Origin of the sequence: Mycobacterium sp. OAS707, assembly GCF_014873705.1 — a bacterium.
Taxonomy (GTDB): Bacteria; Actinomycetota; Actinomycetes; order Mycobacteriales; family Mycobacteriaceae; genus Mycobacterium.
Genome location: NZ_JADBDS010000001.1, coordinates 397,270 through 415,400, shown reverse-complemented (window position 1 = coordinate 415,400; position 18,131 = coordinate 397,270). Strand labels below are relative to the sequence as shown.

Below are 18,131 nucleotides of genomic sequence, written 5' to 3'. Positions count from 1 at the left end.
CTGTCAGCGGTAAAGCATTGAGCTCATTGCGTACGTCATCGCCACGCCACCAATGAGGAAAGTGAAGACCGCGGCTCCAGCGCCGCGCCGGTCGACGACAGCATCCGCTGGATTGTGGGAATTGACAAAGACAGTCAGCTGATCCGGCAGGTTGGCCAGCTCTGCGTCTGCTCGTTTGCGTCCATAGCGGCGCGGCACAAACGAGAAGCGATCACTGACGAGCTCGCTGCCGTTCACCAGGTACGCGTACTTGACTTTGAGGACGTACGGGCCCCATCCGGCGGTCACCCGAAACCACGGCGCCGGCACGACGGACCGTTCGACGACCCGCCCCGGGACGGGACGAAACAAGGTCGCCCGCTGGGTGTGCCAGAAGGCCGGGATCGACAAGACCAGGCCGACAAGGCCGACCGCGAACATAATCCATGCGCCACCATCCATCTGCTCTTCCCCCGTCGACCGATGTGTCGTTTCCCCATCAAGTATGTCGCTGTTTGCTCTGTTGTGAAATACTGCCGCGATGCGCACTGCATTGGTGGTCCTGATTGCTTCGCTGGCGGTGGTGTTGGCGGGTTGTGGGTCGACGATCAGGCCCGAGGGGGCCGCGCAGTCCGTCGTCGACCTGGTGTCCAAGCAGACCGGCTTCAAGCCGAACGACGTCAAGTGCCCTTCGGGCGTCGACGCCGAGGTCGGCAAGGAATTCGAATGCCACTTCACCGGACCCGAGGGCAAGGAGTACACCGCCAAGATGAAGGTCACCAAGGTGCAGGGCGACGACGTCGAGTTCTACATCAAAACCGCGCCGACCAAGTAATCTCCGCCGGATTCTGTGCCGCGAGACTGCAGTTATTGCGGGAAAGTCGCAGTGGGACAGCACAACAAGTGCAATCTCGCGGAATCGGCTGCGGGGATGCCTCGCGCTAGGAGCCGATCTGCACCGACTTGATCGTTGCGTCGATCACCGGCTTGCCGTCCTCGGTGCCGTCGGCCACGCCGCCCGCGGCGACCTTTTCCAACGTCGCCAGCCCCGCCGCGTCGATGGTGCCGAACACGGTGTAGGTCGGTGACAGCTGAGAGTCCTTGTACACCAAGAAAAATTGGCTGCCGTTGGTCCCTGGCCCGGAGTTGGCCATCGCCAAGGTGCCGCGCGGATAGATCACGGGGACCTTCAGTGCCGGATCGGTCAGGCGGTACTGGTTGGTGGGGTACTCGTTCGGGAACCGGTAGCCGGGCCCACCCGTGCTGCTGCCGGTCGGATCGCCGCACTGCAGCACACCGAGTTCGGCCGATGTGGTCAGCCGGTGGCACTTGGTGTTATCGAAGAATCCCTGCCTGGCCAGGCTCGTGAAGTTGTTGACCGTGCACGGGGTCTTGCCGTTGTCCAACTCCAGCCCGATGGCGCCCTGGGTCGTCGTGATGGTCGCGCGGATGAGCGCAGGATCGGTCGCGATCCGCCCGTTCTGCGGTGGCTTGACGGGCTTGCTCGCCGGCTCAGTCGTCGCCGGGTATTGGCAGTTGGCCCCCAATGTCTTCGGCGGCTCGAACGGCGGCAGCTGCTTGTCGACGGGCGAGGGCGCTGCGGTGACTGAGGGCTGCGTGGACAGGCCGTCCAGCCGCTCGAGCTCATTGGCGACCGTCACGAAGAACAGCACGCTCAGCACTATCGCCACGACCGTGAACACAGTGATCAGGTAGCTGATGACGAGTCCCGCGATGGCAAGGCCGCGGCCGTCCTCGCCGGTCTTTTTGATCTGCGACAGCGAGATGTGTCCGAAGATGATGCCAAGCGGTGCGAACAGGAACGCGCACACCAACGACACGATCGCCAACGCGTTGGTGCCCCGCGGCGGGTACCCCGGATAGCCATAGGGCCCCGCGTACGGACCCGGCGGCGGTGGGTAGGGCCCGTACGGCGGCGGAGTTGTCATGGCCGCAGCGTCAGTCGAGCAGAATCGACTTGATTGTGACGTCGTTCTTCGGCTTGCCGTCCTGACCTCCGTCGGCGGTGCCCGCCGCGGCGATCTTGTCCAGCGTCGCCAGGCCGGTCTCGTCGATGGTGCCGAACACCGTGTAGTTGGGCGGCAACTCCGAATCCTTGTACACCAGGAAGAACTGGCTGCCGTTGGTGCCGGGTCCGGCGTTGGCCATGGCGAGAGTGCCACGCGGATACTTCACCGGCTCCTGCAGCTTCGGGTCATCGGGCTGGTACTGGTTGGTCGGGTACTCGTTGTCGAACTGGTAGCCCGGACCGCCGGTGCCCTGGCCCGTCGGATCACCGCACTGCAGCACCGCCAATCCCGGCGATGTGGTCAGCCGATGGCAGGGTGTGTCGTTGAAGAAACCCTGCTGTGCCAGGTTGGCGAAGCTGTTCACCGTGCACGGTGCCTTGCCGTTGTCGAGTTGCAGCCCGAGGTTGCCCTGGTTGGTGGACATGCTGGCGCTGACCTGTGCCGGGTCGGTGGGCACCTTGCCAGTGCGCGGCGGCTTGGCCGGCTTGCTCGCCTTGTCCGCGGATGGCGGGTACTGGCAGTTCGCGCCGAGGTTCGCCGGTGCCGCGAACGGGGGCAGCGCTCCTGCTGCAGCGGGGGCCGCGCTGGTCGGGGCGGCCGATGACGTCGTCGCGGCGGCGGTCTGAGTATCGGAGTGCTTGTTGGTGATGACGATGGTGGCCACGATGGCGCCGATCACGACGATCGCGGCCGCGGCGGATCCGACGATCAGGTAGATGCGGCGTTTGCGCTCCCTCGCCGCTCGGCGCTCGAGCTGACGTTCCAGTTTGCGCTTCGCCGTTGCACGCCGTTGTTCGTTGGTCGGCACCGCCGGTGTCCTCCTCGTGATCGGTAGTCGGCACCGAGTGTGCCAGGCGTTGCTGAGTGCAGGGGTTGCGACCCGCGCCAACGATGAATGGGACACTGGACGCCGTGTTGATCACCGGATTCCCGGCAGGCATGTTGGCGTGCAACTGCTACGTGCTGGCCAAGCGGGCTGGGGCCGACGCGGTCATCGTCGACCCTGGCCAACGGGCGATGGGGCAGTTGCGGCAGGTCCTCGACGACAACCACCTCACGCCCGCCGCGGTGCTGTTGACCCACGGACACATCGACCACATTTGGTCGGCCCAGAAGGTGGCCGATATGTACGGCTGCCCCGCCTACATCCATCCCGAAGACCGCTTCATGCTGACCGATCCGATCAAGGACTTCGGGCCCCGGCTGGCCCAAATCGCGTTCGGCGCGCTGTTCCGCGAACCCAAACAGGTTGTTGAGCTCGACCGCGACGGCGACAAGGTAGAGGTGGGTGATGTGACGGTGACCGTCGACCACACGCCAGGACACACCCGCGGCTCCGTCGTGTTCCGGATTTCCGACGGGCCAGAAGAGGTGGTCTTTTCCGGGGACACCCTGTTCCGCGGCTCGGTGGGGCGCACTGATCTTCCCGGCGGCAGCGGCCGCGACCTGCTCGGTTCGATCATGACAAAACTGTTGGTGCTCGACGACGACACCGTGGTACTACCGGGTCACGGTGAAAAGACCACGATCGGTTTCGAACGCCGTACGAACCCATTCCTCGAAGGCTTGACTTGATGAGTTTCCGTGACTGATTTTCAGGCGCCAAAGGGCGTCCCGGATTACCTGCCGCCCGACTCCGCCCAGTTCGTGGGTGTGCGCGACGGCCTGCTCGATGCTGCCCGGCGCGCCGGCTACGGCGACATCGAATTGCCGATTTTCGAGGACACCGCGTTGTTCGCCCGCGGCGTCGGCGAATCCACTGATGTGGTGAGCAAGGAGATGTACACCTTCGCCGATCGCGGCGACCGTTCAGTGACGCTGCGACCGGAGGGCACTGCGGGCGTGATGCGCGCGGTGATCGAGCATGGGCTGGACCGCGGGCCGCTGCCCGTGAAGCTGTGCTACGCCGGACCGTTCTTCCGCTACGAGCGCCCGCAGGCCGGTCGCTACCGTCAGCTGCAGCAGGTCGGCGTCGAGGCGATCGGCGTCGACGATCCGGCGCTGGATGCTGAGGTGATTGCCGTCGCCGACGCGGGTTTCCGCTCGCTCGGGCTCGACGGTTTCCGCCTGGAGATAACGTCATTGGGCGACGACTCCTGTCGGCCGCAGTACCGGGAACTGTTGCAGGAGTTCCTGTTCAAGCTGGACTTGGACGAAGAGACCCGCCGTCGCGCCGAGATCAACCCGTTGCGGGTGCTCGACGACAAGCGCCCCAAAGTGCGCGAGATGACCGCCGATGCACCTGTGATGCTGGATCATCTGTCCGATGCGGCCAAGCAGCACTTCGACTCGGTGCTCGCGCACCTAGACGCGCTCGAGGTGCCGTACGTGATCAATCCGCGGATGGTGCGCGGGCTGGATTACTACACGAAGACGACTTTCGAGTTCGTCCACGACGGGCTAGGAGCTCAGTCGGGCATCGGTGGCGGCGGGCGCTATGACGGGCTGATGCGTCAGCTCGGCGGAAAAGACCTGTCCGGCATCGGCTTTGGTCTCGGTGTCGACCGTACGCTGTTGGCATTGAAAGCCGAGGGCAAGACCGTTGGCGGTGCCACCCGCGTCGATGTGTTCGGGGTGCCACTGGGGGATCAGGCCAAACTGACGTTGGCCGTGCTCGGTGCGCGACTGCGGGCTGCGGGTGTGCGCGTCGACCTGTCCTACGGTGACCGCGGAATCAAGGGTGCGATGCGCGCCGCCGACCGCTCGGGCGCGTCGATCGCTTTGGTTGCCGGTGATCGCGATATCGAGGCCGGCACGATCGGGGTGAAGAACCTGTCGACCGGTGATCAGGTCGATGTGGGTGTGGATAATGTTCTCGCCGAGGTGCTTTCGCGTCTCAGCCGCGGTTGATTGCCGAACTTCTCGGCCCGCCACACCTTTTAGTCACGTAGACGACCAGACCATAGCAGCAGGCTGATACACCAGGCGATGCTGCAAGATGATGCGGAAGAACGCTGACAGATCCCGCCCTCCCCGCGTGAAAGTTCCAGTGCCACTGGCGTGTTCGACACCTCCGAGCCTGCGCAGGAGCGCGGTGTCGAAGGCCAGGTTCGTTGCCGCGCCGAATCGTCCCGCGGCGAACGCGAACAATGGTTCGCCGCGCCGACTCAGGTCGGTGTCAAAGGTCCGTTGCTGAAACCCTTCATCGGGGCCGCTCCGGCGCTCGAGCATCAGCTGGGCGTGGGTGTTCAATTCGGCGGGCAGGGTGGGGCCGGTGACGCAACCCACGTCAGCTGCGCTGGCGAATCCCTCGGCAACGCCGGTCAGCCAAGACCGGTCGACGACGACAGTGTCGTCGACAAATGCGGTGATCATTCCGTGCGCTGCGTGCAAACCCTTGTTGTGTGCGGACGCCGTTCCCCGGCGGAGTTCTCTGATGTACTGCACCCGCGGATAGAACTGTGTTGCAATCAGTTTCGTGGTTTCGATGGTGTGCGGGTCGTTGTCGACGACCACGACCTTGAACCGTGGGTAGTCCTGTCGGAGCACACTGTCCAGGCACTCGCGGAGGGCGGCAGGGCGTTCGTGTGTGGCTACGATGACGGTGATCTGCGGCGTGTCGACCAACAGTGCAGAGCGGTGACGGACGCACTGTGGCACCGAGTCGTGTTCGCTTGCAATCGACTCAATGTCGTCGGTGCCGGGTAGCCCGTCAGCGGCGAGGTGGTCGTTGATCCGCGATCGCAGTGCCGCCATGACCGTCGCGGAATGGGCGTGCCATGTCCGGTCTTGGCTGACGTCGAGCACGACGACGCCCAGTGGTTGGTTGTGCAGGCGAACGAGGGTCATGACTTTGTGGGCACCCGGGTCGGCGATTGTCAGCTCCCGCTGTGGCCATAGCGCACTCAGTTCGATGTCGGCCCATGCCGCTGGAGGGGCTCCCGTGGCGGGGGACTGCGTCCATGCGGGACGACAATTGGAGGCGCGTGGCGATGCGGAGGTATGGGTCTTCACGTCGCCTCGCGCCCCCAATCGGGTCCTGACTGATATGCCGTCTGCAGTTCGCACCGAACGCACCATTGGCACCAAGCCGAATTTGCGCATCGGTACCGCCCACGCCACAAGTCCAGGGCGCCGAGGCTGGACGCGCTAGCAGAACTTGTCTGAGCGAAGTGACATCTTCCCCTCAAAGTGCCCGGCCCAGACTCCCTTTGACGAGTCCTGCAAATCTCAAAGGCGGTGCCAGCTACCGGGGACTGGGGAAGCAGCGCAACCCGAGGATAGGTTATTTGCTCGGGATTACGCAAGAAAACTGCCGTCTCCTGCAGAGATGTGTTACGCGACGCCACATGCAACCGCGACGTACCCGGTGACTGTGGCGGCGTGCCCTTGGACCGGCAAAGACCTTGGGGGCACCCGCAGCGCCGAAATGCTATGCGCCAAAGACGATGTCGACGAGGCCGAGTTGACCGCGAGGAGTTCAGGGGCAAGACTGCCCACCAGAGGGATGTGAATGGATCGCTACGAGAGTCTGGCCAACGCGGTCGTTTCGTTGGCCGACACCTTGGTGGCCGACTACGACGTCGTTGAGTTGGCGCATCAACTTGTCGACAGTTCGATGGCCCTGCTGCCGGTCGACGCCGTGGGCATCGTGCTTGTCGATCCACTCGGCGACGTACACGTGCTCGCGTCGAGCAGCGAGCAGACGCGATTGCTGGAAGTGTTTCAGATTCAAGCCGATGCGGGCCCCTGCCTGCAGGCCTATCGCGCCGGGCAACCGGTCGTGGTCGACGACCTGACTGTCGATCCGAATCGGTGGCCGGCGTTCGCCGAACGCGCAGGGCAGTACGGCTTCCAATCGGTCCATGCGTTGCCGCTGCGGTTGCGTGATGAGCGGCTGGGCGCGATGAATCTGCTTCGCATCAAGCCCGGCCGAATGTCGGTTGCTGACATTGCGGTGGGTCAGGCTTTGGCCGACGTGGCGACGATCGGGATACTGCACCAACGCATCGTGAGGCGCTCGGAGGAAGTCAGCAGGCAGTTGCAGGCTGCGTTGAACACACGCGTGATCATCGAGCAAGCAAAAGGCGTGCTGGCCGAGCGTGGCGCTATCGACATGGATACCGCGTTCAGACTCTTGCGAACCCACGCCCGAAAGACCAACCAACTCTTGGTAGAAGTCGCCCGTGCGGTGGTCGAGGGCACGGACACGACCGCCATCTTGGATGGCGCGCCATAACCTCGCATGCTTGACGTCACGCAGTAGGCGGCCCCGCTGGGACCTATCTGACCGTTGAATAAGGGACCGTGCCCATCTCGACATCGCTATGCGCAGGAAGCGACGGCAGTAGCCACGCGGCTGCCGCGATGGCTGCCACCAGCACTGCAATTGCGAAGTCCTCAAACATCATTCAGTCCCCCTCATAGTGCACCAGCCTGGGCAGCACGCCGATGACCCAGCCGATCAGGAAACCAACCACGAACACCCAGATCATCGGCCGGCCTCCGCAAACTCCAGGCCGGCATGCTCGGCCCAATCGCGCGGGCACGTGAAGTGCCTGGCGTAATTCGGTGAATCAGTGATGTCGCCGCGGAAGGCATGGAGTTTGAATTTGCTTGTCCGCCTGGGCAGCTCGGGGCTTGGCGCCCCCGAATTTTGCAGGCCTCCCCGCCCTGCGCTCACTGCTCCTTCATTTGTCTGTGGCGGTCGGGGTTGGCATGTGCGCGCCTGTGGGAAGGCGCTGCCATCTCCACGAGTCGCATCTTGATGGTGGGATTGAGTAGAGCGAATTGCGGGCAACACGGCCGACTCCCTCGGCTTCTAACGACATGGGTGTCATTTGCCGCGGGGTCTCGACGACAACGCTAATTTCTCGCTTGCCAACGCTTTATCCCCGTGGGAACGCGTTGGCAGATCCCAAAATTAACACACGCGAAAGCAACGGTCTAATTATTTCCCAAAATTGTCGCAGCGCGTTCCAAGTAGCTTGCTATTTGACCTGAATATGCAGGTGACAGCCGTACGTTCGGACGACATCGCCTAGGCGTACCAAATAGCCATCAATCCAATCAGCCAACCGAATCATTGTTTTCGTTTGAAACGAATCTCGGTCGCGCTCGCCGCTGCCTTCAGCCGCCTGTGACAACCGCAGTCAACAGTTCATCGACATTGCCGATGCCGCCGTCGAACGGGTTTCCGCGCTTGAGCACGTGCGTGCCGCCTGGCGTGACCGCGACGAGTTTCGGCGAGCTCGAGCCGATCTGCAGCTTGCGCGCAAAGCGCACCTGATCCAACTGGACGATTGCACCGCCGCCGTAGCTGAATATCCCGAGCTTGCGGTCGATGACCGCCACCGGGCGACAGGTGTGCAGCGGTTGACTGCGGCGGCGGCGAAACTGACGGAACGCCACCACTGCTCCTATCGCGATCACCAGGCCGACGACCGCGAATACCGCGCCGACTCCGCGAGACGGCGTGCCGGCGATGAGCGCGACGAGACCGAAGCCGCCGACGACGACTGCAAGCAGCCCCAGCACAAATGTCACGACCGTCAGCGCACCCGTCCGACGGTCAAAGACGAGCACCCGTCGGCCGTCATCGGTGACGACGAGGCCGCCCGTGTCTGCCAGTGTTCGCGGCGGGGTTGCTGTGTTCACCTATTGCAGGGTGCACGCTAGCCGGCTCGGACGTGGCCGAATTCGCAAACGCCATCCGGGACAGCATGCCGTCGCGCAGCGTCAGCGTGTGCAGCAGCACGGCGCTGACGTGTGCGGCAATGACAATCACCAACGTGTAGGCGAGCAGCGAATGCGTTTGGCGCAGCGTGAAATACAGGTCCGCGTCGAACGGCGCAATGCGAGGCAGGGACACCGATCCGAAGACGACGGCCGGCTTACCGGTGGCCGACACCATTGCCCATCCGACGAGCGGCTGGGCCAGCAGAAGCGCGTACAACAGGAGTTCCGAACCGATGACGACCTTGTGTTCCAGCCAGCCGACCGTTTCGGGCAGCGTGGGCACGCGGTGCGTGAACCTGTTGGCGGCCCGCACCACGACGATGACGAGCACGATGATGCCGAGCGACATGTGCACAGCGCGCAGCGAGGCGTAGGAGCCGATCGAGTTCACCATCGCGAATCCGATGAGCAGCATGCTGAACACGAGCACCGCGGTCAGCCAGTGCAGGATGCGCGTGCGCAGTGGATAGCCCGCCGGCGCGGTCACGGTGCGACCTCGTCGACCTGCACCGCGGACGGCGACTTCGGCTCACCCGTCCGTGCTCGATAGGAGGCCGCGTACACGGCGGACCGGGCGGAAAGCAATGGGTCATCCGATGGCTCGACCCCATCGGGCAGTACGAGCGGATCGAAATTGACGTCGCGAGCATTGCCGGCCGCTTCGGTCTCGACGGTCGTCAAGGTGAGCACGCCCGCGTCGACGGTGCGGCGATCGCTCGGCCACGCCTGCGTCGCGTCGGCTATCGGATCGCCCGGTTGACCGACGCTCAGCAACAGTCGCCACCGCAGTGGGCCGCTGCGCATCTGACGCACAAGCGCGTCGAAAAGCGAGTTTGTTGTTCCCGGCAGCGGTGGTAACGCCGCTTGCATCGGGACGAACGCCCACCGCACCGGTGTGCGTTCACCTGCGTCGTTGACGAAGAAGAACGTGATGAGACTGCTGTACGTGCTGTCGGCGAACCCCGGGGTCGGCGGATGCTGCTTGATCAGTGCCATCGTTGCGACCGACTCGGGATGCGCTTTGTTGAATGCCGACATCGCCACCGGGTCGGGTTTCCCTGTTGCCGGATCCGTCTTCGATGCCAGCAGCCGGTCGTAGAAGCCTTGCGGCGAATGGTCAACGAACACCGGCAAATTCAGCAACGCCATCCGCCACTGCGTGGCATCGGGGAAGGCGAATGCGAGTCCGAGGCCGCGCGCCGTCGCCGGTGCGTCGGCCACCATCGGGTTGCCGCCGCTCAGCGAGAACCGTCCGATCACCGGAGTTCGACCGGGCGTGAACAGAGCGGCTTTCGACAGCTCACGACCGTCGCCGTTGCTGTCGAAGTAGCCGTTGACCACGACCCCTTTGGCGTGGTTGCGCCGGAAGCCGGGATGAAGGCCGAATACCGTGCGGAAGCCGGCCATGAAGGTCTCGCGGGTCAGCGAGCGCGGTCCGATCCACTTGTTGGCGTAGGCGACGGCCCCGAGGTCGATCGCCAAGAATGCGCCGACCGCACCGATGCCAAGCAGAACCGAGCGACGGCTGAGTTGGGTCACTACCGGCTAAACGCGTCTGCTCGCGGATCGGTTCAACGCTGTGCGCTACGTCACACTACGTCTGCGCGGGCAGCACGTGGTCGGCCACCTTGTCAGTGCTCAGACACAGCGAGCAGACGTGCGCATCGTGCGTCTCGCACCGCATCATGTCGGGGCGCTCGTAGTCGTGATGGCACACGTGGCATTTCAGGTGCTCGCCCGACGGGTTGCCGTGTTCGTCGTACATCGGCAGATCGATGCCGTCGTCCGTGCGGCGCAAGTAGTACTTGCCCTTGGTGGCGATGGCGAGGATCGGTGGCAACACCAGCGCAAGGCCGATCGCCACCAGCGGTGAGTACGGGCGGATCGCCTCGCCGAGGCCGCCGAAGAACGCGATGACCGACAGGCCCGCGGCCAGCAGCATCGAGCCGAAGCCGACCGGGTTGAACGCATACAGCATGCCGCGGCGGAACTCCGGCTTCATCGGGGAGAGCTTCAACAAGTACTTGTTGAACACGATGTCTGAGGCGACCACCACCACCCAGGCCATCCCGCAGTTGGCGTAGAAACCGAGGATGGTGTTCAGGAAGCTGAACATGTTGGCTTCCATCAGGATCAGCGCGATCAACAGGTTGACGCCGAGGAACACGATGCGTCCCGGGTAGTGCTTCGTGATGCGCGTGAAGGAGTTGGTCCACGCCAGCGAGCCGGAGTAGGCGTTGGTGACGTTGATTTTGATCTGGCTGATGACGACGAGGACGACGGCCAACGTCATCGCGAGCCAGCCGGGCAGGAAGTTGCGGTAGATCTCCAGGAACTGGTGCACCGGCTGGTTGGCGATGCCTGCGCTGTTGGCCACGTTGGCGATCAGGTACACCGCGAGGAACAGACCGACGATCTGCTTGATGGCGCCGAAGAACACCCAGCCGGGCCCGGCCAGGATCAGCCACGTCCACCAGCTGCGCTTGTTCTCCGGGGTTTGCGGCGGCATGAAGCGCAGATAGTCGTTCTGTTCGGCGATCTGGGCGATCAGCGACAAGCAGACACCCGCGGCCAGCAGGGTCGAGCCCAGATCGAAGCCGCCCTTACCGTTCTCACCCTGGTAGGCGAAGAACTGGCTGACCGAATCGGGATGACTGATCACCAGATACACGAACGGCGCGACCATCAGCACCAGCCACAGGGGAGTGGTCCAGACCTGAAGTGTGGACAGCACTTTCATGCCGTAGATCACGAGCGGAAAGATGATCAGCGTCGAAGCCGCATAGCCGAGCCATAACGGGACATGCAGCCCGAGGTTGAGTCCCTGCGCCATGATCGAGCCCTCGAGCGCAAAGAAGATGAAGGTGAATGTCGCGAAGATGACGTTGGTGACCACCGAGCCGTAGTAGCCGAATCCGCTACCGCGAGTGACGAGGTCGAGGTCGATGTTGTAGCGCGCGGAGTAGTAGGCAACCGGGAAGCCGGTCAAGAAGATGACGACGGCGAAGATCAGGATGCCCCAGAGTGCGTTGGTGGTGCCGTACGAGATGCCGACGTTGGCGCCGATTGCGAAGTCGGCGAGATATGCGATGCCGCCCAGCGCGGATATGCCGACGACACGTGTTGACCATTTCCGGTAGCTGCGCGGTGCGAATCGCAGCGTGTAGTCCTCCAAGGTTTCCTTGGTGGCTGTCATTGTGTCGAGGTCGGTCTCGACGATCTCGTTCAGCGGCTCTTTGCTGAGCTCTTGTGTCATGCCGCGAAATTAAGACCGACTTGTTTCGTATCGATTTCAAGCACGTTCCCTGCGTGAACAGATTTGGCCAGGGTGTGTGGACATGTACCGGTTGTAACGATCCGGTACCGTGCCGCGATGTGACGGACATGCGAAAAGTGACAACGGTTGGGGCTGCGCTGGTGGTGGCGGCTGCCGGAATTACAGTGAGTCATGGCGTGGCGAGCGCTGAGCCGGCTGGTCACCAGGTGCGGTACACGCTCACGACGGGCGGCCCCGCTGATTTCGACCTCTTCTATCTGGTCAACCAGCCGCCGAACAAGCAGGCCTACAACGCCGATGCGTACGCATTCGTGAAGCGAGAGACCATCAACGTCGGGCCGGACGCGCCGTGGGTGTTCGAGACCACGCTTGCCGATCCGCAGTGGGCGATCTTCACCGTCAGCAGCACCACGCACGGCGGGCAGGCCGCACCGAATCCGCATTGCGAAATCGCCGTGGACGGTCAGGTGGTCGTGCAGCAGGACGCTCCATACAACCTGCAGTGCCAGCTCTCGCAGTGGTGATTGCTCTTCGCGCAAGCGCTCATCGCCGGTGATTAGGGCCTAACTACTGGCGCGCACCGCGCGCACAAATGACGCGACGGCGGCCCCGATTTCGTCGGGGCTGTCTTCTTGAAGGAAGTGCGAACCGGGCACCGTGACCTCGGTCTGGTTCGGCCAGGTGCGGACGAAGTCGCGGACACGTCCCTGGATGATCGATCCGGGGTCGCCGTTCACGAAGAGTTTGGGCACCTCGCTCTGCGACAGCCACTTGCCATACTCCTCGACGGTGGCGACCACGTCGGCCGGTTCACCCTCGATAGGGATGTTGCGTGGCCACGACAATGTCGGCCGTCGATCTTCGCCCGGGTTGCGGAACGGTGCGCGGTAGTGGTCCATCTCTTCTTCGCTGAGTTGACGAAGGATCGAGCCGGGCAGTACCCGCTCGACGAAGACATTCTTGTCGAGCACCATCGCTTCGCCCTCTGGCGAGCGGAATCCCTGAAAGACGCGACGGCCGGCGTCGGGCCAATCGTCCCAATTGACCGGCATTGCAATCGCTTCCATGTAGGCGATTCCGGCCACCCGGTCACGGTGTTGGTTCGCCCAGTCGAAGCCAAGCGCTGAACCCCAGTCGTGCAGAACAAGTATCACCCGATCGCCCAGGTCGAGTTCATCCCAAAGCGCGAAAAGAAAATCGCGCTGCTCGGCGTAGTGGTAGCGGTCCGCGCCCGAATCGTCGAGCTTGTCGGAGGCACCCATGCCGATCAGGTCGCAGGCGATCAGTCGACCCAGCCCCTCCAGATGCGGCATGACGTTTCGCCACAGATACGACGACGTCGGATTGCCGTGCTGGAACACGATCGCATCGCCTTGGCCCTCGTCGATGTACGCCATCCGCTTGCTGTTGATCTGCTTGTACTGCAGCTGGCCGTAGGGCTTGGCTCCCGGCATTGCGTCCTCCTCAATTCGGTTGGTTATCAGCGAGTTTCGCGGCGGCTTCGCGGGCCACGCGCAAGATGCGGGCCGAGAACTTCGGGTCGGCGACGGCACGGGACAGCGCCATCCCACCGACGCAGACCGTCATCAGCGCGATCGCGTCGTCCAGGTGCTGATTGTCGCCGTCACAGATCGCGGCCAACGACCCCCGCAGTTCGCGTTCGTAACGTGTCCGGAACTCGTCGGACGCACGGGCCGCGTCGGAGCTCAGGGTTGCGAATCCGCAACTGGTGGAGAGGTTGTCGCGGTGAGCGGTGGTGAGGTAGCGCCTGGCCAGGCTGGTCAGCCTGTCCCGCCACGACTCGCCGGATCTGGGCTTGATCCAGTGTGGCCTGCCCGTGGTGATCGCCCGCGCGAACGCGGCATTCGCCAGGTCCTCCTTGCTGGAGAAGTGTGAGTAGAACGCCCCGTGCGTCAGGCCGGCGTCCCGCATCACCGGAACGATCGCCGCGCCGTCGAGTCCGTCTTCGCGAATGCGGCGCGCGGCGGCGTCCAGGATCTTGTCCAGCGATTCCTGCTTGGCCTCTGCGCGTGCACCGCCGACTCTTCGCATGATGGGCATCATGCTAGTCGCATGACACGCATCATGCGAGTGCTTTTGTGTCCTCCTGTAGCGGCGTGTCCCAGTCGATGGCGTAGCGCTGTTCGGCGGCCATGGTTTTCTCCACGTTCGTCGCCGAGAACATGATCGGCAGCAGCAGCCGCATCATTCGCTGCGCGATCGGGCCAGGCGCCTTCGCGTGGCTGATGCGGGCTCCGCGCGCGGCGATCTTCTCCACTCGTGGCCTGCGCAAGCGCTCGTATGTCGCGAATGCCGACGAGACATCGGGTACATCGCGCAGACAACGCGCCAGCTGAATGGCGCTCTCCATTGCAAGCGACGCGCCTTGGCCGGTGCTGTTGGACGGGGCGTGCACGGCGTCGCCGACGAGCACCATCCGGCCACGGTGCCAGTGCGGGACGGGCGGCATGATGTGCAGGCCGCCAACGGCTTGCAGTGTCTGGCTGGTTGTCTCGGCGGCCAGCCGTGCGCCCGGGATGTCGTTCGCGTAGGCGTTGCGCAGCGTCGTCAACCATTCTTCGGCGGCAACGGCGCGGGCTTGCTTCAGGGTCATGTGTTGGGATGACGGCAGATTCGCGCCCCAGCCGATGCGGCCGTCGGGCCGCTTCCAGTACAGGTAGTACGCGCGCCGCCCGAACGCGAATGTCATGGTGCCGGGCTCTAACTGCGCAGTGTCGGATGCGTCGTCGACAAGGCCCTCGAAGCCGAGCAGTCCGAGATAACGCGCGCCGGGCGCCGCGGGGTCGATGAGCCTGCGCACTGTCGACTGCACCCCGTCGGCGCCGATCAGCACGTCGGCGCTCGCGTTGGTGCCGTCGGCGAAATGAGCGGTGACACCGTCGCGTCGTTCGTCGACGTGAATCAGCTTCTTGGCGTCGTGGATTCGCACACCGGCTCGCTCTGCTCGGTTCCGGAGTATCCGGTGCAGCGCGCCGCGGTCGATGAGTTGGCGTGGCCCGAGCCCTTGAGGTGTCGGCATCTCGCGGCCCGGCCTGTTGGCGATCGACATGATTGAGCGCGTGATCGGCGTGGCGGCGGCGCGGACGTCGTCATCGGCGCCGACGATCCGCAGTGCGGCCATACCGTTGGGTTCGAGTGCAAGCGATCCACCGATCCCGTTGGCCGAGGCCGCATCTGCTGGCCGCGCGTCGTACACGGTGGCGTCGATGCCTGCCATGGCGAACGCGGTCGCTGCGACCGGCCCGACGATTCCGCCGCCGATCACGAGTGCGGTACGTGTTGCGGTCATGATTCCTCCTGTGCGGGATCGGTGAATTCGGCAGGCAGTTGGCCGGTCTCATGGAATTGGCGCCACGCGTCGAGATGCGGGAAGGTGCCCGCCGTCAATTCGTCGAGCAGCGACCTCGTCCAGTCGGCCTCTGCGCGCGTCATAGCGATGCGGTATTCGTCCTCGATCAGGAACAGCCGCGGCACCTGTGACGCCTGCTGCAGTCCTGCGCTCAGTGCTTCGACGGATGCGGACAGCCGATCGAGCCGTGTCTGCAGTAGATCGATGACGTCCTGCGGTGCCAGCACCGCGAGCACGGACAGCCCGGCGGTGAATCGCGTGTGTTCGGCCTCGGGTTCGGCGATCAGTTCGCGCGTCCAGGCGACGAGTTCGTCACGGCCGGCGTCGGTGATTTGGTACACCGTGCGCTCGGGGCGGGCCCCTTGGCGGGTGACGCCGATTGCTTCGACGTAGCCGCTGCGCTCCAGATTCTGCACGACGGTGTAGAGCGATCCCCATTTGATACCCATGTCGCGTTCCTTGCCGCGCGCCCGCATCACCGACGCCATCTCGTAGCGGTGCATGGGCCGCTCCACGACCGTGGCCAGCACCGCAAGCGCCATCAGGTTCGCGACCTTGCGCTTTTCGGCCATCTCACGCCTCCGTCCGATTACTCGTGGCCGAATATACGGCTACGAGTAATCGCGACACAAGCCGGTAATTACCTTGACATCAGATCGAACAAGAGTTCGAATAGTGGGGTGCGGTGGGATCGACAGGGCGTCAGCGTCGATGACGGCGCCCTGCCTGGGCTGCAACGCATCGGTTTCGTCCGTAGCGTCCGCAGTCCTCAGTTCGAGGGCATGACGTTCCACGAGATTCTCTGCAAGAGCGCATTGAACAAGGTGCCGGCCGCGTCGATGCTGCCGTTCCGGTTCACGGTCAACGGCTACCGCGGCTGTTCACATGCGTGCCGCTACTGTTTCGCCCGGCCCACCCATGAGTACCTCGATTTCGACTGCGGCACCGACTTCGACTCGCAGGTGGTCGTCAAGACCAACGTCGCCGAGGTGTTGCGCCGCGAGCTGAATCGACCGTCGTGGCAGCGGGAGACCGTCGCGCTCGGCACTAACACCGATCCGTATCAGCGGGCCGAGGGCCGCTACGCGTTGATGCCGGGAATCATTGGCGCGCTTGCTGATTCCGGCACACCGTTTTCCATCCTGACCAAGGGCACACTGCTGCGCCGCGATCTACCGTTGATCGTCGAGGCCGCGCGCAGCGTGGACGTCAGCGTCGCAGTCTCGCTGGCGGTCGGCGATCCGGAACTGCACAAGGATGTCGAACCGGGAACGCCGTCGCCGCAGGCGAGGTTGGGATTGATCTCGGCAATTCGTCAGGCGGGCCTTGGCTGTCACGTCATGGTGGCGCCGGTGCTGCCGCGGTTGACCGACTCCGTCGAGCATCTCGATGCGCTGCTGGCTCAGATCGCCGCGGCCGGCGCGACGGGTGTGACGGTGTTCGGCCTGCACCTGCGCGGCTCGACTCGCGGATGGTTCATGGCGTGGTTGGCCCGGTCACACCCGGAGTTGGTCGCGGAGTATCGCGAGTTGTACAGGCGCGGAGCGTATCTGCCGTCGGACTACAGGAAGACGCTGCACGACCGCGTGACACCGTTGGTGGCCAAGTACGGTCTTGCGCCCGACCGGCGGTCGTTTCGTGCGGGCGAGGCCCCGGCGGTTGCCCCCGCCGAGGTCCTGCAGCCCACGTTGTTTTGATTCGCGGCTCGGTTCGCGGTGTTCTAGCCCTTGTTGAAGCCGAGATCTGCGAATCGTGGCACCGACTGGCCGCGGCGCGCCGCCTCCGCGTCCAGTCGCTTGCTCAGCCGACGGCCCGCCGACAGCATGTAGATGGCCCGGTAAATCGGGTTCTTGGGCACGATGAAGTCGTTGAGCGCCCGATTCACCTCGAAATCGACTGTGCCATCGGGATTCCCATGCGAGCGACCGACGAGTGTGATGTTCTCCTGACTGTCGAACACCTCGCCGTGGCTGTGGAACGTCAGGGCGGCAGGACCGCCGACCACATCGACGCCCGCCGGTGGCCGCACGCGGAACCCCGTCGACGTCTGTTCGGCATCGCGCACCCGCAACGGCAACGGCCACCCGTCCGGCGTCACGGTCGTCAGGACTGGCATGCCGAGCCGGTCCAACGCGCCGCGGGTCCGTGACTTCCAGTGAACCGGAGCGGTCGTCTTCCACGACCCGGCCCCACGACCGGCGGGCGCGGGATCAGACGGCGGCACCGGAGGCGCCGCATCCGGCATCCAGATCTGCGGCGTGGCGTCGAGATCACCACTGGGCCACCACAATACGCGCACCGGCGTGACCTCGATCCAGATCCGCGCCCAGTAGAACGCCATGCCACGCAACATGGCCGTCGGGATGCTCGCATACGTTTGCGGCAACCGCTCTTGAGAAACCTTCAAATAGCGTGCGGCGTTGGCTTGCAGATCGGCGTCGCGCACCGTCGCCAAGCCCTGGACGACGAATGTCGCCGGCTGTTCGAGTCCGGAGCCGCGCGGCTGTGAGAACGACAGCGTCACCTTCGGGTTGCGACGAGCGCGCTCGGCCTTCAGCGGATACGTCAGGCCAGTCGAGATGTCGATGGTGTGCTCGCCGAGGTACGGGGTCACCGGCCACGTCACCGGAGAACCGGCGCGATTAAGCGACGCGTACTCGGTTGTGACGAATGCGCCGGCTTGGTCGCGGATGATGGACCAATCCAGATCAGCCTGAATGGGGACAGCGGTCACGGCAGCCTCCGGGGTGTAGTTTGGATAGAGCAAGCTATATTGATTAGAGCGGACTATAAGGAA

Annotated in this window: 19 protein-coding genes; 6 read left to right on the top strand and 13 right to left on the bottom strand. The window is 64.1% G+C overall.

The window, feature by feature from the left end:
• Positions 1 to 3 precede the first annotated feature (3 nt).
• Entirely contained in the window at positions 4 to 528 is a 525-nt protein-coding gene (locus GGC64_RS01995) for a DUF3592 domain-containing protein (protein WP_192720777.1), read from the bottom strand.
• Here GGC64_RS01995 and GGC64_RS01990 point away from each other — a divergent pair.
• On the top strand, positions 521 to 814 hold the full coding sequence (locus GGC64_RS01990; RefSeq protein ID WP_192720776.1) for a DUF4333 domain-containing protein: 294 nt from the start codon (positions 521 to 523) through the stop codon (positions 812 to 814). The two genes, GGC64_RS01995 and GGC64_RS01990, sit on opposite strands and share 8 nt — an antisense overlap.
• A gap of 106 nt (positions 815 to 920) precedes the next feature.
• On the opposite strand, the gene GGC64_RS01985 is transcribed toward GGC64_RS01990, so the two are convergent.
• Positions 921 to 1,928 (bottom strand): peptidylprolyl isomerase, encoded by a 1,008-nt coding sequence (locus GGC64_RS01985; protein ID WP_192720775.1) that lies wholly within the window; start codon positions 1,926 to 1,928, stop codon positions 921 to 923.
• Between the two features lie 10 nt (positions 1,929 to 1,938).
• A complete protein-coding gene (locus tag GGC64_RS01980; RefSeq protein ID WP_192720774.1) occupies positions 1,939 to 2,817 on the bottom strand; it encodes a peptidylprolyl isomerase in 879 nt (292 codons plus the stop codon).
• A 104-nt stretch (positions 2,818 to 2,921) separates the two neighbouring features.
• On the opposite strand from GGC64_RS01980, the gene GGC64_RS01975 reads away from it, so the two are divergent.
• Both GGC64_RS01975 and hisS read left to right on the top strand, forming a co-directional pair.
• Positions 2,922 to 3,584: an MBL fold metallo-hydrolase gene (locus tag GGC64_RS01975; protein ID WP_192722362.1), complete on the top strand. Its 663-nt coding sequence runs from the start codon at positions 2,922 to 2,924 to the stop codon at positions 3,582 to 3,584.
• A gap of 9 nt (positions 3,585 to 3,593) precedes the next feature.
• The gene (gene hisS, locus GGC64_RS01970; RefSeq protein WP_192720773.1) at positions 3,594 to 4,859 is read left to right on the top strand and encodes a histidine--tRNA ligase; all 1,266 of its coding nucleotides are present in this window, start codon (positions 3,594 to 3,596) and stop codon (positions 4,857 to 4,859) included.
• Positions 4,860 to 4,892: 33 nt separating this feature from the next.
• On the opposite strand, the gene GGC64_RS01965 is transcribed toward hisS, so the two are convergent.
• Entirely contained in the window at positions 4,893 to 5,798 is a 906-nt protein-coding gene (locus GGC64_RS01965) for a glycosyltransferase family 2 protein (protein ID WP_192720772.1), read from the bottom strand.
• A 664-nt stretch (positions 5,799 to 6,462) separates the two neighbouring features.
• On the opposite strand from GGC64_RS01965, the gene GGC64_RS01960 reads away from it, so the two are divergent.
• Entirely contained in the window at positions 6,463 to 7,188 is a 726-nt protein-coding gene (locus tag GGC64_RS01960; RefSeq protein ID WP_192720771.1) for a GAF and ANTAR domain-containing protein, read from the top strand.
• A gap of 890 nt (positions 7,189 to 8,078) precedes the next feature.
• Here GGC64_RS01960 and GGC64_RS01955 read toward each other — a convergent pair.
• From GGC64_RS01955 to GGC64_RS01940, 4 genes are read right to left on the bottom strand one after another with little or no spacing between them, the layout of a single operon-like run.
• Complete coding sequence (locus GGC64_RS01955; RefSeq protein ID WP_192720770.1) at positions 8,079 to 8,606, bottom strand: hypothetical protein; 528 nt, start codon at positions 8,604 to 8,606, stop codon at positions 8,079 to 8,081.
• Entirely contained in the window at positions 8,545 to 9,174 is a 630-nt protein-coding gene (locus GGC64_RS01950) for a cytochrome b/b6 domain-containing protein (RefSeq protein WP_192720769.1), read from the bottom strand. Before GGC64_RS01950 ends, GGC64_RS01955 begins: the two co-directional genes overlap by 62 nt.
• Positions 9,171 to 10,226 (bottom strand): catalase family peroxidase, encoded by a 1,056-nt coding sequence (locus tag GGC64_RS01945; RefSeq protein ID WP_370581941.1) that lies wholly within the window; start codon positions 10,224 to 10,226, stop codon positions 9,171 to 9,173. The genes GGC64_RS01950 and GGC64_RS01945 overlap by 4 nt, the downstream gene beginning before the upstream one ends.
• 55 nt (positions 10,227 to 10,281) lie before the next feature.
• A complete protein-coding gene (locus GGC64_RS01940; RefSeq protein ID WP_192720768.1) occupies positions 10,282 to 11,943 on the bottom strand; it encodes a cytosine permease in 1,662 nt (553 codons plus the stop codon).
• 128 nt (positions 11,944 to 12,071) lie between these two features.
• On the opposite strand from GGC64_RS01940, the gene GGC64_RS01935 reads away from it, so the two are divergent.
• Positions 12,072 to 12,488, top strand: coding sequence for a hypothetical protein (locus GGC64_RS01935; protein ID WP_192722360.1), 417 nt, complete (start codon positions 12,072 to 12,074; stop codon positions 12,486 to 12,488).
• Positions 12,489 to 12,527: 39 nt separating this feature from the next.
• Here the strand turns inward: GGC64_RS01935 and GGC64_RS01930 are convergent, their stop codons facing one another.
• From GGC64_RS01930 to GGC64_RS01915, 4 genes are read right to left on the bottom strand one after another with little or no spacing between them, the layout of a single operon-like run.
• Positions 12,528 to 13,418, bottom strand: a complete 891-nt coding sequence (locus tag GGC64_RS01930) for a haloalkane dehalogenase (RefSeq protein WP_192720767.1) — start codon at positions 13,416 to 13,418, stop codon at positions 12,528 to 12,530.
• Between the two features lie 10 nt (positions 13,419 to 13,428).
• Positions 13,429 to 14,016, bottom strand: a complete 588-nt coding sequence (locus tag GGC64_RS01925; protein WP_192720766.1) for a TetR/AcrR family transcriptional regulator — start codon at positions 14,014 to 14,016, stop codon at positions 13,429 to 13,431.
• A 31-nt stretch (positions 14,017 to 14,047) separates the two neighbouring features.
• A complete protein-coding gene (locus GGC64_RS01920; protein ID WP_192720765.1) occupies positions 14,048 to 15,274 on the bottom strand; it encodes an NAD(P)/FAD-dependent oxidoreductase in 1,227 nt (408 codons plus the stop codon).
• Complete coding sequence (locus GGC64_RS01915) at positions 15,271 to 15,906, bottom strand: PadR family transcriptional regulator (RefSeq protein WP_192720764.1); 636 nt, start codon at positions 15,904 to 15,906, stop codon at positions 15,271 to 15,273. The genes GGC64_RS01920 and GGC64_RS01915 overlap by 4 nt, the downstream gene beginning before the upstream one ends.
• A 108-nt stretch (positions 15,907 to 16,014) precedes the next feature.
• Between GGC64_RS01915 and GGC64_RS01910 the strand changes: the two genes are divergently transcribed.
• A complete protein-coding gene (locus GGC64_RS01910) occupies positions 16,015 to 17,031 on the top strand; it encodes an Rv2578c family radical SAM protein (protein ID WP_192720763.1) in 1,017 nt (338 codons plus the stop codon).
• 23 nt (positions 17,032 to 17,054) lie between these two features.
• Here GGC64_RS01910 and GGC64_RS01905 read toward each other — a convergent pair whose 3' ends face one another.
• Positions 17,055 to 18,068, bottom strand: coding sequence for a hemerythrin (locus GGC64_RS01905; RefSeq protein WP_192720762.1), 1,014 nt, complete (start codon positions 18,066 to 18,068; stop codon positions 17,055 to 17,057).
• Positions 18,069 to 18,131: the final 63 nt, after the last annotated feature.

Excerpts from the sequence above, each read along its gene's own strand:
- GGC64_RS01990 (WP_192720776.1), top strand. The coding sequence starts at position 521 with ATGCGCACTGCATTGGTGGTCCTGATTGCTTCGCTGGCGGTGGTGTTG.
- GGC64_RS01925 (WP_192720766.1), bottom strand. The coding sequence starts at position 14,016 with ATGCGAAGAGTCGGCGGTGCACGCGCAGAGGCCAAGCAGGAATCGCTG.
- GGC64_RS01985 (WP_192720775.1), bottom strand. The coding sequence starts at position 1,928 with ATGACAACTCCGCCGCCGTACGGGCCCTACCCACCGCCGCCGGGTCCG.
- GGC64_RS01960 (WP_192720771.1), top strand. The coding sequence starts at position 6,463 with ATGGATCGCTACGAGAGTCTGGCCAACGCGGTCGTTTCGTTGGCCGAC.
- GGC64_RS01930 (WP_192720767.1), bottom strand. The coding sequence starts at position 13,418 with ATGCCGGGAGCCAAGCCCTACGGCCAGCTGCAGTACAAGCAGATCAAC.
- GGC64_RS01965 (WP_192720772.1), bottom strand. The coding sequence starts at position 5,798 with ATGACCCTCGTTCGCCTGCACAACCAACCACTGGGCGTCGTCGTGCTC.
- GGC64_RS01920 (WP_192720765.1), bottom strand. The coding sequence starts at position 15,274 with ATGACCGCAACACGTACCGCACTCGTGATCGGCGGCGGAATCGTCGGG.
- GGC64_RS01915 (WP_192720764.1), bottom strand. The coding sequence starts at position 15,906 with ATGGCCGAAAAGCGCAAGGTCGCGAACCTGATGGCGCTTGCGGTGCTG.
- GGC64_RS01940 (WP_192720768.1), bottom strand. The coding sequence starts at position 11,943 with ATGACACAAGAGCTCAGCAAAGAGCCGCTGAACGAGATCGTCGAGACC.
- GGC64_RS01935 (WP_192722360.1), top strand. The coding sequence starts at position 12,072 with ATGCGAAAAGTGACAACGGTTGGGGCTGCGCTGGTGGTGGCGGCTGCC.